General features: G+C 40.6%; 16 protein-coding genes. 12 read left to right on the top strand and 4 right to left on the bottom strand.

What is annotated here, in order from left to right:
- Positions 1-22: 22 nt before the first annotated feature.
- From rgg to ACERDH_RS08960, 12 genes are all read left to right on the top strand, one after another.
- Positions 23-874, top strand: coding sequence for a quorum-sensing system transcriptional regulator Rgg (gene rgg / locus ACERDH_RS09015; protein WP_049500502.1), 852 nt, complete (start codon positions 23-25; stop codon positions 872-874).
- 201 nt (positions 875-1,075) lie between these two features.
- A complete protein-coding gene (locus ACERDH_RS09010; RefSeq protein ID WP_386686480.1) occupies positions 1,076-2,323 on the top strand; it encodes an MFS transporter in 1,248 nt (415 codons plus the stop codon).
- Between the two features lie 229 nt (positions 2,324-2,552).
- The gene (gene hisS / locus ACERDH_RS09005; RefSeq protein ID WP_386686483.1) at positions 2,553-3,833 is read left to right on the top strand and encodes a histidine--tRNA ligase; all 1,281 of its coding nucleotides are present in this window, start codon (positions 2,553-2,555) and stop codon (positions 3,831-3,833) included.
- 143 nt (positions 3,834-3,976) lie between these two features.
- Complete coding sequence (locus ACERDH_RS09000) at positions 3,977-4,180, top strand: helix-turn-helix transcriptional regulator (protein ID WP_031237122.1); 204 nt, start codon at positions 3,977-3,979, stop codon at positions 4,178-4,180.
- Positions 4,180-4,377 (top strand): hypothetical protein, encoded by a 198-nt coding sequence (locus tag ACERDH_RS08995; RefSeq protein WP_023947595.1) that lies wholly within the window; start codon positions 4,180-4,182, stop codon positions 4,375-4,377. Before ACERDH_RS09000 ends, ACERDH_RS08995 begins: the two co-directional genes overlap by 1 nt.
- Before the next feature lie 2 nt (positions 4,378-4,379).
- Positions 4,380-5,120 (top strand): DUF3169 family protein, encoded by a 741-nt coding sequence (locus tag ACERDH_RS08990; RefSeq protein WP_261012031.1) that lies wholly within the window; start codon positions 4,380-4,382, stop codon positions 5,118-5,120.
- Positions 5,121-5,130: 10 nt separating this feature from the next.
- Positions 5,131-5,955, top strand: a complete 825-nt coding sequence (locus ACERDH_RS08985; protein WP_386686487.1) for an ABC transporter ATP-binding protein — start codon at positions 5,131-5,133, stop codon at positions 5,953-5,955.
- Complete coding sequence (locus ACERDH_RS08980; protein WP_386686490.1) at positions 5,948-6,646, top strand: ABC transporter permease; 699 nt, start codon at positions 5,948-5,950, stop codon at positions 6,644-6,646. Before ACERDH_RS08985 ends, ACERDH_RS08980 begins: the two co-directional genes overlap by 8 nt.
- A gap of 9 nt (positions 6,647-6,655) precedes the next feature.
- Positions 6,656-7,297: a CPBP family intramembrane glutamic endopeptidase gene (locus ACERDH_RS08975; protein ID WP_386686493.1), complete on the top strand. Its 642-nt coding sequence runs from the start codon at positions 6,656-6,658 to the stop codon at positions 7,295-7,297.
- A 17-nt stretch (positions 7,298-7,314) separates the two neighbouring features.
- Positions 7,315-7,545 carry a hypothetical protein gene (locus tag ACERDH_RS08970; protein ID WP_000832184.1) on the top strand — a complete coding sequence of 77 codons (231 nt, stop codon included), beginning with the start codon at positions 7,315-7,317 and terminating at the stop codon, positions 7,543-7,545.
- A 154-nt stretch (positions 7,546-7,699) separates the two neighbouring features.
- Entirely contained in the window at positions 7,700-9,463 is a 1,764-nt protein-coding gene (gene aspS / locus ACERDH_RS08965) for an aspartate--tRNA ligase (protein ID WP_386686496.1), read from the top strand.
- Positions 9,441-10,382, top strand: coding sequence for a YitT family protein (locus ACERDH_RS08960; protein ID WP_024057518.1), 942 nt, complete (start codon positions 9,441-9,443; stop codon positions 10,380-10,382). Before aspS ends, ACERDH_RS08960 begins: the two co-directional genes overlap by 23 nt.
- Before the next feature lie 29 nt (positions 10,383-10,411).
- On the opposite strand, the gene ACERDH_RS08955 is transcribed toward ACERDH_RS08960, so the two are convergent.
- The 4 genes from ACERDH_RS08955 to ACERDH_RS08940 form a co-directional block, all read right to left on the bottom strand.
- Complete coding sequence (locus ACERDH_RS08955; protein ID WP_049544528.1) at positions 10,412-11,398, bottom strand: LacI family DNA-binding transcriptional regulator; 987 nt, start codon at positions 11,396-11,398, stop codon at positions 10,412-10,414.
- Between the two features lie 9 nt (positions 11,399-11,407).
- Positions 11,408-12,208 (bottom strand): DUF1189 domain-containing protein, encoded by an 801-nt coding sequence (locus tag ACERDH_RS08950; protein WP_247932406.1) that lies wholly within the window; start codon positions 12,206-12,208, stop codon positions 11,408-11,410.
- Between the two features lie 259 nt (positions 12,209-12,467).
- A complete protein-coding gene (locus ACERDH_RS08945; protein ID WP_386686501.1) occupies positions 12,468-13,310 on the bottom strand; it encodes a sugar ABC transporter permease in 843 nt (280 codons plus the stop codon).
- Position 13,311: 1 nt separating this feature from the next.
- Positions 13,312-14,604, bottom strand: coding sequence for a carbohydrate ABC transporter permease (locus ACERDH_RS08940; protein ID WP_000414973.1), 1,293 nt, complete (start codon positions 14,602-14,604; stop codon positions 13,312-13,314).
- Positions 14,605-14,682 lie beyond the last annotated feature (78 nt).

Genomic DNA, 14,682 nt, shown 5'->3' with positions numbered 1-14,682 from the left:
ATACTGAATCAAGGGGAAGCCTATGGAGCAGATTGGAAAAGTCTTTAGACAATTACGAGAGTCAAGAAATATCTCGCTGAGACAAGCAACTGGGGGACAATTTTCGCCGTCTATGTTATCTCGCTTTGAAACTGGTCAGAGTGAGCTTTCGGTGGAAAAGTTTTTATTTGCCCTGGAAAATATATCTGCCAGTGTGGAGGAGATCCTCTTTCTGGCGAGAGGTTTTCAGTATGATACAGATTCTGAGTTGAGAAAAGAAATCATAGATGTCTTGGATCCAAAGAATATAGCTCCGCTTGAGGACTTGTATCGCAGGGAGTATCAAAAGCATGCCTATTCTCAAAACAAACAGAAACATATTTTAAATGCCATTATTATCAAGTCTTATATGAAGAGTATGGATGAAAGGGTAGAGTTAACGGCAGAGGAAGGGAAAGTCCTTCATGACTATCTGTTTTCTACCGAGATCTGGGGGATCTATGAACTCAATTTATTTTCAGTCAGTTCTGCTTTTTTATCTGTTTCTCTTTTTACTAGATATGTACGAGAAATGGTACGTAAATCTGATTTTCTAATGGAAATGTCTGGCAATCGAAACCTTTTTCACACTATACTATTGAATGGTTTTTTAGCCAGCATTGAGTGTGAAGAATTTACCAATGCCTCTTATTTTAAACGTGTTATCGAAGAGCATTTCTACAATGAAAATGAAACCTATTTCCGAATTGTCTATTTGTGGGCAGAAGGTCTCCTTGATAGTAAGCAAGGCAGAGTCAAGGAAGGTCAGAAAAAGATGGAGGATGCTGTTCATATTTTTGAGATGCTTGGCTGTAATAAATCTGCCGAATACTATAGAAATACGACCGATTGTTGAATATCTGCAAACTAAGAAAATGATTTGAAATTTGAAGCGATAGAACTGTTGGGCTCTCTCGTGCCACTGGAGAAGTTCTCTCGATTCTTTTTGATTATTTCATTTGTTGCATATATTCAAAAGTTCTTCCTCTAAAATTTCTAAGTGCTATACTATAGTCATACTTTACATAAGAACTTCGAACAAGAAGGGAGATTACCTATGAAACTATTGTTCAGAAATCAAGCTTATCGTCTCTTGACTTTGTCACGCTTCTTCAATGCTTTTGGTGCTTCGATTTTTAATCTGGTATTTATCGTCTATGCATCGACCTTGCAACAAGCCTCTTTTGCTGTTGCTATGGCGAATATTGTCATGATTCTTCCGACTCTCTTTACAGTTTTTGTAGGGATTCGGGCAGATTACACGAGAGACAAGGTCAAATGGATGGTTTATAGTGGTTTGTTTCAGGCGGTTTTATTTTTTCTAGCAGCCCTAGTTGTTCAGCAAGCTAGTCTCTTTGCCTTTTCTAGCCTGTGTTTAATCAATGTCATTAGCGATGTCATCAGTGATTTTGCTGGTGGTTTGCGCATGCCTCTTATTAAGGAAAAAGTAGCTGAAGATGATCTGATGGAGGCTTATTCTTTTTCCCAGTTCATCACCTATATTTCAGCCATTGGTGGTCAAGCTTTCGGAGTCTGGCTCTTAGGGCTATCGGTCAATAATTTTTCTCTCGTTGCGGGAATCAATGCCTGTTTTTTCCTAGTATCAGCCGTTATCCTCTTTTTAGGAAAAAGCAAATTGAGACTGTCGATTTCATCCGCTGATGGTGAATCACTAAAAAATGAGAAGCTTTCTATCAAAGACCAGTTCCTAACAATTTACCGAAATTTACGCCTTGTTTTTCTTAAAGGTGGACAGAAAAACTTTGGTTTTATGCTCTGTGCTGTCTTGCTTATCAATGCCTTGGGTGGCGCTTTGGGTGGAATTTATAATATCTTCTTTTTGAGCCATTCTCTCTTGAATTTTTCTTACACAGAGGCGTTATTTATCAGTCAATTATGTGCTTTGTTAGCAATCATCATTAGCAGCCTTACGGGTAATGATTATTTTGGGAAGCAGTCCTTGCCTAGATTGATGATGTGGGCGACTGTAGGACTCAGTCTAATTGGTCTGGCTAATTTATTCAATCAAGTCATACTTGGTTTGCTATTTCTCTTTTTAACTCTGTATGTGTCCGGTAAAGTTTCACCAAAGATTAGTGCCATGCTCATGAAAAATCTAGCTCCAGAGGTTTTAGCTCGTACCAGTAATTTTTTAGGTCTCTTGTTTACCTTATCCATACCTGTGGGAACAGCTTGTTTTTCACTTATAGCTGTATGGAATATACAGTTGACTTGGATGCTATTTGTTGGTCTTTCCTTGCTAGCTATTCTTTTGACAGTTATTAATCTCAAAAATGATATCTAATACCCTTCGAAAATCTCTTCAAACCACGTCAACGTTGCCTTGCCGTAGGTATGGTTACTGACTTCGTCAGTTCTATCTACAACCTCAAAACACTGTTTTGAGCAACCTGCGGCTAGTTTCCTAGTTTGCTCTTTGATTTTCATTGAGTATAAATCCTAATTTTATTCATACTGTTTTAATCCCTCTATTTATGGTAAAATAAGACTATTAAGTTTAAAGAGGATTCCCTATGAAATTACAAAAACCAAAAGGAACGCAGGATATCTTGCCTGCTGAATCTGCCAAATGGCAGTACGTTGAGGGCTTTGCCCGTGAGATTTTCAAGCGCTATAACTATGCGGAAGTGCGCACACCTATTTTTGAGCACTATGAGGTCATCAGCCGCTCTGTCGGAGATACAACCGATATCGTAACCAAGGAAATGTACGATTTCTATGATAAGGGTGACCGTCATATCACACTTCGTCCAGAAGGAACTGCGCCCGTTGTCCGTTCCTATGTGGAAAATAAACTCTTCGCACCAGAAGTGCAAAAGCCAAGTAAGTTCTACTATATGGGCCCTATGTTCCGCTATGAGCGTCCACAGGCAGGGCGTTTGCGCCAATTCCACCAGATTGGTGTTGAGTGCTTTGGCTCTAGTAATCCAGCTACCGATGTGGAAACCATCGCTATGGCAGCTCATTTCTTGAAAGAAATCGGCATCCAAGGTGTCAAATTGCACCTCAACACGCTTGGAAATCCTGAGAGCCGTGCGGCTTATCGTCAGGCCTTGATTGACTATTTGACACCGCTCAAGGAGACCTTGTCTAAGGATAGCCAACGTCGTTTGGAGGAAAATCCTCTCCGTGTCTTGGACTCTAAGGAAAAAGAAGACAAGGTAGCAGTAGAGAATGCGCCGTCTATCTTGGACTTCCTTGATGAAGAAAGTCAAGCTCATTTTGATGCTGTGCGTCAGATGTTGGAAAATCTTGGAGTAGACTACATCATCGATACCAATATGGTGCGTGGTCTGGACTACTACAATCACACCATTTTCGAGTTTATCACTGAGATTGAGGGCAATGACTTGACAGTCTGTGCGGGTGGTCGCTACGATGGTTTGGTTTCTTATTTTGGAGGCCCTGAAACTGCTGGATTTGGTTTTGGGCTTGGTGTAGAGCGCCTGCTTCTCATTCTTGAAAAGCAAGGTGTGGCTCTCCCTATCGAAAACGCCCTAGATGTTTATATCGCAGTCTTGGGAGAAGGAGCAAATGCCAAGGCTTTGGAAATGGTGCAAGCCCTTCGCCAACAAGGATTCAAAGCAGAGCGCGATTACCTCAACCGTAAACTCAAAGCTCAGTTCAAGTCAGCCGATGTCTTTGCGGCTAAGACCCTCATCACCCTAGGAGAGAGCGAAGTCGAAAGCGGACAAGTAACGGTTAAGAACAACCAAACCCGAGAAGAAGTGCAAGTGTCACTTGAGGCAATCAGCCAAAACTTCTCAGAAATCTTTGAAAAACTAGGCTTTTAATAGTAGAAAAACTGGTCAGGAACCTACTCCTGACCTTTTTCTTTTGCAAAATGACAAAAATCATAAACTTTTTGACAAATATTGTTGTCAAAAAGAAAAAGATATGTTACAATGTAAGCAAGTTAAGAGAAAAGGAGAAAGGAATGCTTAAAAATCGTTTAAAAGAGCTTCGGGCTCGCGATGGTCTCAACCAAACCGACCTAGCCAAGCTAGCAGGGGTTTCCAGGCAGACCATTAGTCTACTAGAACGGGATGAGTACACCCCGTCCATTATCATTGCCCTGAAAATATCTCAAATTTTCAACGAAACAGTCGAATCGGTATTTCGCTTGGAGGAGGACGAGTGATGAACAAGTATAAAGTAATCTATTATGTAGTTGCCATAGCTTTATTAGTCAGCGTATTTCTATTGATTGGGATGGACTTAGGCTGGTTTAATCCCTATCAAAGTGACCAATTTATTTGGGCCTACTTTGCTCTTATCCCAGTCGTTGACTGGATTGAAAAGAAATCCAAAAATCTAGCAAGTGAAAAAGGAGAATGAATATGAAAAAGAAAAAGAAACGTGGCTTGTTATTTTTAATTCCTTTTGTCGTGGGAGTTTTCTTGTACATATTTGTAGATATGTTGAAGGCTGGTGCCGAATCCCATGGAATTATGTTAGATGTAAAAGTCTTGATACCATGGCTATCAGCTATTGGTTTACTATTAGGTTTTGTTGGTATTCTTTTGACGTTCAATTTCTTAAAGAAAAGCAGAAAATTTCACTCCTTGTATCAAGAGGAAATGGATGATGATCTGAATGAAACCTATTATGTGCAAATGTATCGGAATCTTGAGTTTGGAACTATTACTTCTAATATTACAAGTGTAGCGATTTTATTGGCTCTTGTCATCTCAGGTAGTGAAGTAATTGTACTCGATGTAAGTCGTATAACATTTTCCCTTTCCTTTATGGAATTAGTGCTGTTCTTGCAGAGTCAAAAATATCTTTCTAAAACAATTGCAATTGTTCGTCAGTTTGATTTGGCTCTTTTCTCTACACCAAAGGATGTCTTGAACTATATTAATTCTTATGATGAAGGGGAGCGTCAGGCTAATTTGGAACAGAGTTTTCGAATTTTATTCCAATTAAATCAGTATGTCTTACCAATCTTATATGTTTTTCTTTTTATCATTTCTTTCTTGATAGGAGAGATTCAATTACTGGCCTTATTGCTTGTAGGAGCAATCCATGTTTATATCAATGTGATGCAGTTGCCTATGGTGAAACGTTATTTTAAATAAAGGAGTTTCTATGATTCGTGTTGAAAATGTAAGCAAAAGTTTTGGGAGCAAAAAAGCTCTTCACCAGATTTCTTTTGAGATTAAGGAGGGTGAAATCTTTGGTTTTCTTGGCCCTTCTGGATCAGGTAAAACAACCATGATCAATGTCTTAACAGGACAGTTGGCTGCAGATCAAGGTAAAACAATTTTGTTAGGCAAGAATTCTCAAGATTTAACCTCAAATGATTTGGAACAAATCGGTATTGTTAGTGATGGCAGTGGTTTTTATGAAAAGATGGGTCTTTACAAAAATCTTCTCATCTATGCTAAGTTATATGGTCTCAAGTCAGATAGAGTAAATCAGGTGCTCCAACAGGTTGGCTTGGCAGATGCTAAAGATATTATCGCAGAAAAATTATCTACAGGAATGAAACAACGAATGTTCTTGGCTCGTGCCCTTCTGAATGCTCCTAAGATTCTCTTTCTAGATGAGCCAACCAGTGGCTTAGACCCTACAACATCCAAGATGATTCATAACCTACTTCAAGAATTAAAGCAGGCGGGGACAACTATCTTTCTGACCACGCATGATATGAATGAAGCAACTCTGCTTTGTGATCGCTTATCTCTTTTGAATAAGGGAAACTTAATAGAGTATGGAAGTCCGCAAGATATCATTCAGAAGTACCATGTGGATAAGAAAGTACGTGTGGTTTATAACGATGGACGAGAACAGATCGTTCCATTTGAAGAATTGCCACATTTAGACACGACAGATTTGATGGTGGTTCACTCTTGTGAGCCAACACTAGAAGAAATCTTTATCAGATTAACAGGAGAAAAGTTAGATGTTTAGAAAATTAAATGCCCTACTATGGTTAAGAGTGCAAGTTCTTATTAGCAATTCAACTTTGTTGGCGACTCTATTGTTGCCTTTTGGACTGGCTGTTCTATATAATGCATTCATGAATAAGAATGGAGAATTGAGTACGTTTCTCCTTTCTATGAGTTTGACTATGGTCTTGAGCATGGGAAGTGGTTATATGGTATCGATTATGATGGCAGAAGATAAGGAAAAGCGCAATCTTAAATCACTCATCCTAAGTGGTGTGACAGCAACAGAATATACTATTAGTATGCTCGTCCTCCCTTTGTTGATTATGTTGCTTGGAATGATTTTACTACCAGTCTATCTTAAAGTAGATGTATCGGGTTATTTAGTTGCCTATGTTATCTATTTGATTCTAGCAACTATTAGTGTTATTTTTCTCAACCTTCTAATCGGTGCGGTGTCAAATACTCAGTCTAAAGCGCAAGTTTATAGTATCTTTCCTATGTTTATCGTCTCTGTTTTGCCCATGATTGCTCTTCAAAATGATACGATTCAGAAAGTGTTGGATTATTCGTTCGTCGGTCCTATTGTAAATCTTTTAAATCAAAAGGGTGGGGAAATATCTTTTTCTAACATCGGTATGTTACTTGCCTGGGTACTTGTGTTAGGAATAGCGAACGTCTTTGTATTGAAAAATAGCTATAAAGCAAGATAGGAGAACTTTATGAAACTACTTAAAAACCTTGGCTGGTTTCTTCTAGCTGTTCTATCCTTTTTCTTTGGCTATGGCTTTATTCAGGGGCTCGCGACTACTTCGCTTGCCTTAGGCGCTTCACCCTATGCTGTTACTCTACTCTATGTGGCCTTGGCTGGAGTTTATGTGTACGGCATTTACAAATGGTATCAGAAAGGTCCTGTCCATATTGAGAAGAATGGCTTCAACCGATTTATTTGGCTTCCTGCCTTGGTTTGGTTCTTATCTCTGGTTGTCCAGTTTTTCTTGCCAAATGATCCTTCAGTAAATCAGCAAATAGCGATAGACTTGACCTTGTCTCAACCACTTTTCTCATTCTTTGCGGTCGTTATTTTTGCTCCTTTGACGGAAGAACTTATCTTTAGAGGGATGTTGGCACGCTATTTCTTTCCTAAGCAGGATAATAGTAAACAAACTCTGATTTTTCTTCTGGTATCTAGTGTTCTGTTTGCCTTGATTCATTTCCCAGGAGATGTGCAACAATTTTTAGTTTATGCTAGTCTTGGGTTTAGCTTGGGCTTGGCTTATGTAAGCAGAAAAGGTCTGGTCTACAGTATTTCTCTCCACGCTTTGAATAATTTAGTCAGCTTTTTGATGATTCTCATGCTATAATAGAGTCAGGAGGTCACATGAAACGAGTAATTTTATTAGCAGTGATTCAAGCAGTTGTTCTATTTTTCATCATTGGAGCGTTAGCTTATGCCTTTAAGGGCGATTTCTTCTACAACTATCTAGCAGTTGTCTTTGCCCCTATTGCAGGTGTCTTGCGCTTTGGGACAGCTTACACAACGGAAATTGTCTTGCCTCGAAAGGCAGCTGAAATTGCTGAAAAGCGTAAAGCAGGCAAAAATTCAAAATAAAAGAGTCCGGTGAAGTTCATCGGATTTTTGTATGGGTGCTAATTTTTAGAGTATTCACTTGATTTTTAAAGACTGGCAAACTTTTCTGATGATTTTCATGAAGAGCCTGCGCTTTTATGGTAAAATAGTAACAGAATAAAAGAGGAGAGAAACAATGAAACGTAGTATGTATGCTGGTCGTGTTCGTGAGGAACACATCGGACAAGAAATAACCTTGAAAGGATGGGTTGGCCGTCGTCGTGACCTTGGTGGTTTGATCTTTATCGACCTTCGTGACCGTGAAGGAATCATGCAGTTGGTTATCAACCCTGAAAAAGTCTCTGCAGAGGTCATGGCAACAGCTGAAAGCCTTCGTAGCGAATTTGTTATCGAGGTGACAGGTCAGGTTGCTGCGCGTGAGCAAGCCAATGATAAGTTGCCAACTGGTGCAGTTGAGTTAAACGTGACAGCTCTGACAGTGCTCAATACAGCTAAGACAACACCATTTGAGATTAAGGATGGCATTGAGGCCAATGACGATACGCGTTTGCGTTACCGTTACCTTGACCTTCGCCGTCCAGAAATGCTGGAAAATCTTAAACTTCGTGCCAAGGTAACCCACTCTATCCGCAACTACTTGGATGAGTTGGAATTTATCGACGTGGAGACACCATTCCTTTCTAAGTCAACTCCTGAAGGGGCGCGTGACTACTTGGTGCCATCTCGTGTTAATAAAGGGCATTTTTACGCGCTTCCTCAAAGTCCACAGATTACTAAGCAGTTGTTGATGAATGCTGGTTTTGACCGTTACTACCAAATCGTCAAATGTTTCCGTGATGAGGACTTGCGTGGTGACCGCCAGCCTGAGTTTACCCAGGTCGACTTGGAAACTTCTTTCCTTACTGAGCAAGAAATCCAAGATATCACAGAAGGTTTGATTGCGCGCGTGATGAAGGAAACAAAAGGTATCGAAGTGACGCTGCCATTCCCTCGTATGAAATACGATGATGCTATGTCTCTTTACGGTTCTGACAAGCCAGATACCCGTTTTGACATGTTGCTTCAGGACTTGACAGAAGTGGTCAAAGGTGTAGACTTTAAAGTCTTTTCAGAAGCACCTGCTGTAAAAGCAATTGTGGTCAAAGGAGCTGCGGACAACTATTCACGTAAAGACATCGACAAGATGACAGAAGTAGCCAAACAGTATGGTGCCAAAGGTCTTGCTTGGGTTAAGGTTGTTGATGGAGAATTAAACGGACCAGTTGCTAAGTTCTTGACTGGCATCCAAGCAGAATTGACAAGAGCGCTTGCTCTGGAAGATAAGGACTTGGTTCTCTTTGTGGCGGATACGCTTGAAGTGGCTAATGCAACGCTTGGTGCCCTTCGTGGACGTATTGCCAAAGAGCTTGGTTTGATTGATAATGATAAATTCAACTTCCTTTGGGTTGTTGACTGGCCAATGTTTGAATGGTCTGAAGAAGAAGGTCGTTACATGAGCGCCCACCATCCATTTACTCTACCACAGGAAGAGACTGCTCACGAATTAGAAGGTGATTTGGCGAAGGTTCGTGCCATTGCTTACGATATTGTCTTGAACGGTTATGAACTTGGTGGTGGTAGCCTTCGTATCAACCAAAAAGACCTTCAAGAACGTATGTTCAAGGCTCTTGGTTTCTCAGCCGAAGAAGCAAATGACCAGTTTGGTTTCCTTCTTGAAGCCATGGACTATGGTTTCCCACCACACGGTGGCTTGGCTATCGGGCTTGACCGATTTGTCATGCTCTTAGCAGGAGAAGAAAATATTCGTGAAGTTATTGCCTTCCCTAAGAACAATAAGGCAAGTGACCCAATGACACAAGCTCCTTCAACAGTAGCTCTCAAACAATTAGAGGAACTCAGCTTACAAGTAGAAGAAGATGAAACAAGCAAAACGAATTAAGCGGTGGCGCTATTATCTGCGCCGCTTTGCTCATCAGATAAAAATTTTACGTGTCTTACAAAGCATCTCTCGCGAAAAATATGATGAGAAGATTTCGGCCTCTCTGGTCTATGGATTTTTATCAGCAGTAGCGGTCAATTTCTTTTTCCAACCAGGTCATGTGTATTCGAGTGGTGCGACAGGTCTGGCACAGATTATCTCTGCCTTGAGTAATCACTGGTTTGGTTTTCATATCCCGATTTCGTTGACCTTCTATGCCATTAATTTCCCTTTGATGGTCTTGGCTTGGTATCAAATTGGGCATAAGTTCACCGTCTTTACCTTTATAACGGTATCCATGAGTTCCTTCTTTATCCAGTTTGTCCCTGTGGCGACCTTGACGGAGGATCCCATTATCAATGCCCTTTTTGGGGGTGTTGTCATGGGCTTGGGGATTGGTTTTGCTCTTCGAAACAATATCTCCAGTGGTGGGACGGATATCGTCAGCCTGACTATTCGCAAGAAAACGGGTAAGAATGTTGGTAGTATTTCTTTCTTGGTAAATGGGACCATCATGCTGATAGCAGGCTTGACCTTTGGTTGGGAATACGCTCTCTACTCTATGATTACCATCTTTGTCTCTAGCCGTGTCACAGACGCTGTCTTTACCAAGCAAAAACGGATGCAGGCCATGATTGTGACCAATCATCCAGAGAAGGTAATTGAAAAAATCCATAAAAAATTGCACCGCGGTGCAACCATGATCCACGATGCAGAAGGAACCTATAATCACGAAAGAAAGGCAGTTTTAATCACTGTCATTACACGTGCAGAGTTTAATGAATTTAAACAGATTATGAAACAGGTGGATCCAAGCGCCTTTGTCTCTGTCTCGGAGAATGTTCATATTTTGGGACGGTTCGTTGAAACAGATAATTAGTGATCAAAAAAACCAGCTCGAGCTGGTTTTTATTTTTCGATAATTTTGTGGGCAATCAACTGGCGATAACAAATTTGTTTATTGCTTTTAGCATCATTGATGATCTGGAGAATAGTTTCAAAGGAAACACGACCAAGCTCCAAACTATTGATATCGACATAGGCTGCCAAGTTGAGCTTGGGATTGACTGAGTCGAAGCTGAGGACAGGGACATCCAGTTGGTGTTTTGCGATGTAATCACAGACCCCTGCAGCAAGGAGACTATCAATGGTAATAATAGCGTCAATATTTGGATCGTGTTTGAAGAGAAGTCTACTAAAGCGATAACCATTATCTTCAAGAAATTCAGTAGCAAAGTAAGTCAGATTAGTATCGAGAGGAAGTTGGTATTGTTTTAGAGCTAGCTCGTAACCTGTCAGACGGTCTTGTGTTACGAAGAGTCGCTTAGTACCTCCGATAAAGGCAATTCGCTTGCATCCTTTTTTGATGAAATACTCTGTCGCATCAAAACCAGCTTGGACATTGTCATTATCGACAAGTGGAATGAAGGGAGAAATGGATTTTCCTAGGATAAGGAAGGGGAACTGCTCATCAGCGACCAGTTTGACCAAGGGATCTTCCTCTTCGGCATAAAGGAAGATCAAACCATCCACACGTTTACCGTAAACCATCTGTGAAATCGCTTTAAGGCGCTCTTTTTCATCTTTACCTGTTGCAATCTGAATAGCATAGTGGTTTTCAGAAGCGACTTGGGCGATACCACGGAGGACAGATGGGAAGAAAGGATTTTGATAGAAGGCGTCTGAGTCGTCAGGAAGAACCAAGCCGATAACTTGGGTATAACTGCTTACCAAACTACGAGCGTTGAGGTTGGGGTGGTAATTGAGCTCCTTCATAGCCTTGCGAACACGTTTTTTTGTTTCGTCGCTAATGGTTGATTTGTTTTGAATAACACGGGTTACGGTTGAAGGCGAAACACCAGCAGCCTTGGCCACGTCTTTAATCGTAACGGGCATAAAAATCTCCTATTTATGGTAATCTGGATCACGGAAATGCGTTTTATAAAAGATAGTGACCAGATACAGAACAAAAAGAATGTTTTGTACAGTGATGAGAGTTGTCATATTTTGGCCAAATAGTCCCAAAATAAGCGTAATCAGTGTTGGTAATCCTAAACAGTTCAAGATAAAATGGTAGCACTCTTTAAAGGTCCTAAATGAAAAGAGGCGTGATTTCTTAGTGATATAAAGGAGAAGACTCGCTCCTAGAGAGACGATAAAGAAATTCAAACCAAAGAGGAAGCTAGCACCGAGAACTAGAAAGAGACTGATATAGACACGATTCTGCTGGTACCAGTCTTTAGAAATGGCTTGGGTCAAGCTGTCTTTACTTTTGAAACTCTCAGTCTCAATCGCTCGGTAAGAGATACGGGTCAGCTCTTTACTTTCCTTGCTGATGACGAGCTCATTCGTATCGAAATGCAGTTGCAAGTCTTTAGGTAATTCCTTGCTTTGACTTGGACCGATTAAAAGAGAAGGCGTTTGACTAGCTGTTCCTGTATAAGTAAATTTACCATCAACAATTCTAGCGTGTTCAGAGAGATCCTGTACAACCTCATCTGTCAATGGTTCATAGACATTATCGATAAAGGTTTCTAGCGGATAAGTATCTTGTGAACTGTTTTGGATGGCAATAGGTACCATAGATAAGCTGATAAGGAAGATACTGGTAAAGAGAAGCTGAAACCAGTTGAGCCCGAAACGTTTGGACAGGGGCTTACGAAATCCCCAAATACTTGAAAAATAGGAAAATGGATATGGAAGCATAGGTATCTTTCTAAAAGGTGTTTTCTATATGAGTATTATTATATAGAGAAATGTGCTTTATTTCAAGTCTAGGAGACAAATTGCTTGCTACAAGGATATTATCACAGTAGCAACCGCTAATACTCAATGAAAATTAAAGAGCAAACTAGGAAGCTAGCCGCAGGTTGCTCAAAGCACAGCTTTGAGGTTGCAGATAAAGCTGACGAGGTTTGAAGAGATTTTCGAAGAGTATAAAATGAAAAAGGGTGGCGGGGATATATTATCCCTTGTCGCCACCACTTGTAAGTCCTGAAACAAAGTTCTTTTGTAGGAAGAAGAAGAGAATACAGATTGGAAGGGCGATGAGGATAGCACCTGCTGAGAAGTAGGCAATCTTCAAGTTTTTCACATTGCTGACGAAGGTTTGGAGTCCTACGGCAACAGTAAAGTATTCTTTCTCACGAAGCAAGAAACTAGAGAGGATGTAGTCCCCAAAAGGTCCCATGAAGGCCCATAGAGCTTGTACGGCAACCATTGGGCGAACCAGTGGAAGAACAATTTGCCAGAAGCGGCGGAAGTGTCCTGCACCGTCTAGTTTTGCAGATTCATCTAGAGACATTGGCACTGTATCGAAGTAGCCTTTCATGAGCCAAGCATTCATCGGGATACCACCACCAACGTAGAGGAAGATGAGGAACCAGCTGTGGTTAAGGGCGTTTAACATAAGCGCCATAACGAAGAAGGCTGTCAAAGCGGCCATAGTTGGCACCATTTGGATGATTAAGAAGAAGACCAAACTTTGTTTACGAGCCAAGAAGTTGTAACGGCTGTAGGCATAACCAGCAAGTACGATAATACTTGTTTGAACTGCCATGGTAACCAAGGCGATGATCAAGGTATTGAGATACCATGTACCGTATAGGGTTTCAGTAAAGAGTCCTTTAAAGTTATCAAAATTGAAGTTGATGTTCGTATCGAGTTTAAAGGCTGCGACGTTACCTGCTTTAAAGGCTGACATGATGGTAATCAATAGTGGATAGATGATGATAATTGATAGGCCGATCAAGTAGAGATAAGTAAGGGTTTGAGTCAGTCTACGTTTGAGTTTAATTGAGTTATTCATCTTAGACGTCCTCCATATCAAATGCGTGTAGTTTCTTGAATGCGATCATAGAGATTGAGATGACAATGATAGAGATAATCAAGGTAACAGCTGCCGCCATTGAGTATTGAGGAGATGTACCTGTTGTCAAACGGTAGATCCATGAGATCAAGATATCAGTTGAACCAGCTCCACCACCGACACTACCAGGTCCTCCACCATTGAAGAGGTACATGATAGAGAAGTTGTTAAAGTTGAAGGTGTATTGACTGATCAAAGTAGGTGCCGCAACAGCTAAGATCATTGGGAAAGTGATGTTGCGGAATTTTTGCCAAGCATTGGCACCATCAATATAAGCTGCTTCGTAAAGGTCGTTAGGAATAGATTGCAAGATACCCAAAGTCAAAACGTAGATGTATGGGAATCCAAGCCAACCTTGCATCATAATCAAGGCAATCTTAGTCCAAGTTGGGTCTGTTTTCCAAGGAATAAGAGCACCATCAAGGAAAGGAAGGAATTTAGCCAAGATTGGCAATACTTGAGTGTTGATAGCACCAACACTATCGTTAAACATGTTTGAGAATGTCAAGATAGTGATGAAGGCTGGAACAGCCCAAGGAAGAAGGAAAATAACACCAAAGATACGTTTTCCTTTGATAAATGGTTGGTTAGCAATGATAGCTGTGAAGATACCAATCACGATCTGTAAAGTTGAGGCAGATAAAGCCCAAATGATAGTCCAAGAAAGAACGGCACCAAAGGCTGAACGGAAGGTACTCAAGCTCCAGATGTTTGTGAAGTTAGTTAAACCAACCCAGTCCAACAATTTGTTTGGTGGCAAGTGTTGGAAGTCATAGTTTGTGAAGGCAATCATCAAGGTTACGATAACTGGGAAGATAATCGCAAAAGTCATGGCAACATAAGATGGAATGATCAAGAGGTAAGGGAAGCCATTTTCATAGATTCCTTTGACCATTTCTTTAAAAGTAAGAGCTACTGGTATGCCATTGTTAATGTGTTTAGCAGTTGTATGTGCATCCTTGATATTTGCGAAATAAAAGAGTACATAAACAACTACAAAGATTAAATGGAAGGCACCACGAATCAGCATAAAGAGGGAATTGTCACGACCTGGTTTGTCACCAAGAGTGATGAGATTACTCAATTCAGGGGCTGCAAGTGCTAGGAAGTAGAGGAGAAATACAAGGGTTACACCAAGGAAGATAAAACCTTTTGCTTTTTGTTTATTGTAAATCTGTCCTAACCCAGGAATGATAGACAGCAGGGCTGCTTTACTAGGTTGTTGCTTTTCCATAATAACTCCTTTCATAGGATACTAGTTTCTAGTTAAAACCTAAACTATATATGTTTTCTATTGATAAATTCAAAGGGG

Source organism: Streptococcus bovismuti (genome assembly GCF_042436615.2).
GTDB lineage: Bacteria > Bacillota > Bacilli > Lactobacillales > Streptococcaceae > Streptococcus.
This window is presented reverse-complemented; position numbering and strand designations above follow the sequence as displayed.

What these genes read in the sequence shown, in the direction of transcription:
- ACERDH_RS08950 (WP_247932406.1), bottom strand. Translation starts at nt 12,208, where the DNA reads ATGCTTCCATATCCATTTTCCTATTTTTCAAGTATTTGGGGATTTCGT.
- aspS (WP_386686496.1), top strand. Translation starts at nt 7,700, where the DNA reads ATGAAACGTAGTATGTATGCTGGTCGTGTTCGTGAGGAACACATCGGA.
- rgg (WP_049500502.1), top strand. Translation starts at nt 23, where the DNA reads ATGGAGCAGATTGGAAAAGTCTTTAGACAATTACGAGAGTCAAGAAAT.
- ACERDH_RS08985 (WP_386686487.1), top strand. Translation starts at nt 5,131, where the DNA reads ATGATTCGTGTTGAAAATGTAAGCAAAAGTTTTGGGAGCAAAAAAGCT.
- ACERDH_RS08975 (WP_386686493.1), top strand. Translation starts at nt 6,656, where the DNA reads ATGAAACTACTTAAAAACCTTGGCTGGTTTCTTCTAGCTGTTCTATCC.
- ACERDH_RS09000 (WP_031237122.1), top strand. Translation starts at nt 3,977, where the DNA reads ATGCTTAAAAATCGTTTAAAAGAGCTTCGGGCTCGCGATGGTCTCAAC.
- ACERDH_RS08990 (WP_261012031.1), top strand. Translation starts at nt 4,380, where the DNA reads ATGAAAAAGAAAAAGAAACGTGGCTTGTTATTTTTAATTCCTTTTGTC.
- ACERDH_RS08955 (WP_049544528.1), bottom strand. Translation starts at nt 11,398, where the DNA reads ATGCCCGTTACGATTAAAGACGTGGCCAAGGCTGCTGGTGTTTCGCCT.
- ACERDH_RS08980 (WP_386686490.1), top strand. Translation starts at nt 5,948, where the DNA reads ATGTTTAGAAAATTAAATGCCCTACTATGGTTAAGAGTGCAAGTTCTT.
- ACERDH_RS08940 (WP_000414973.1), bottom strand. Translation starts at nt 14,604, where the DNA reads ATGGAAAAGCAACAACCTAGTAAAGCAGCCCTGCTGTCTATCATTCCT.
- ACERDH_RS09010 (WP_386686480.1), top strand. Translation starts at nt 1,076, where the DNA reads ATGAAACTATTGTTCAGAAATCAAGCTTATCGTCTCTTGACTTTGTCA.
- ACERDH_RS08995 (WP_023947595.1), top strand. Translation starts at nt 4,180, where the DNA reads ATGAACAAGTATAAAGTAATCTATTATGTAGTTGCCATAGCTTTATTA.
- ACERDH_RS08960 (WP_024057518.1), top strand. Translation starts at nt 9,441, where the DNA reads ATGAAACAAGCAAAACGAATTAAGCGGTGGCGCTATTATCTGCGCCGC.
- ACERDH_RS08945 (WP_386686501.1), bottom strand. Translation starts at nt 13,310, where the DNA reads ATGAATAACTCAATTAAACTCAAACGTAGACTGACTCAAACCCTTACT.
- hisS (WP_386686483.1), top strand. Translation starts at nt 2,553, where the DNA reads ATGAAATTACAAAAACCAAAAGGAACGCAGGATATCTTGCCTGCTGAA.
- ACERDH_RS08970 (WP_000832184.1), top strand. Translation starts at nt 7,315, where the DNA reads ATGAAACGAGTAATTTTATTAGCAGTGATTCAAGCAGTTGTTCTATTT.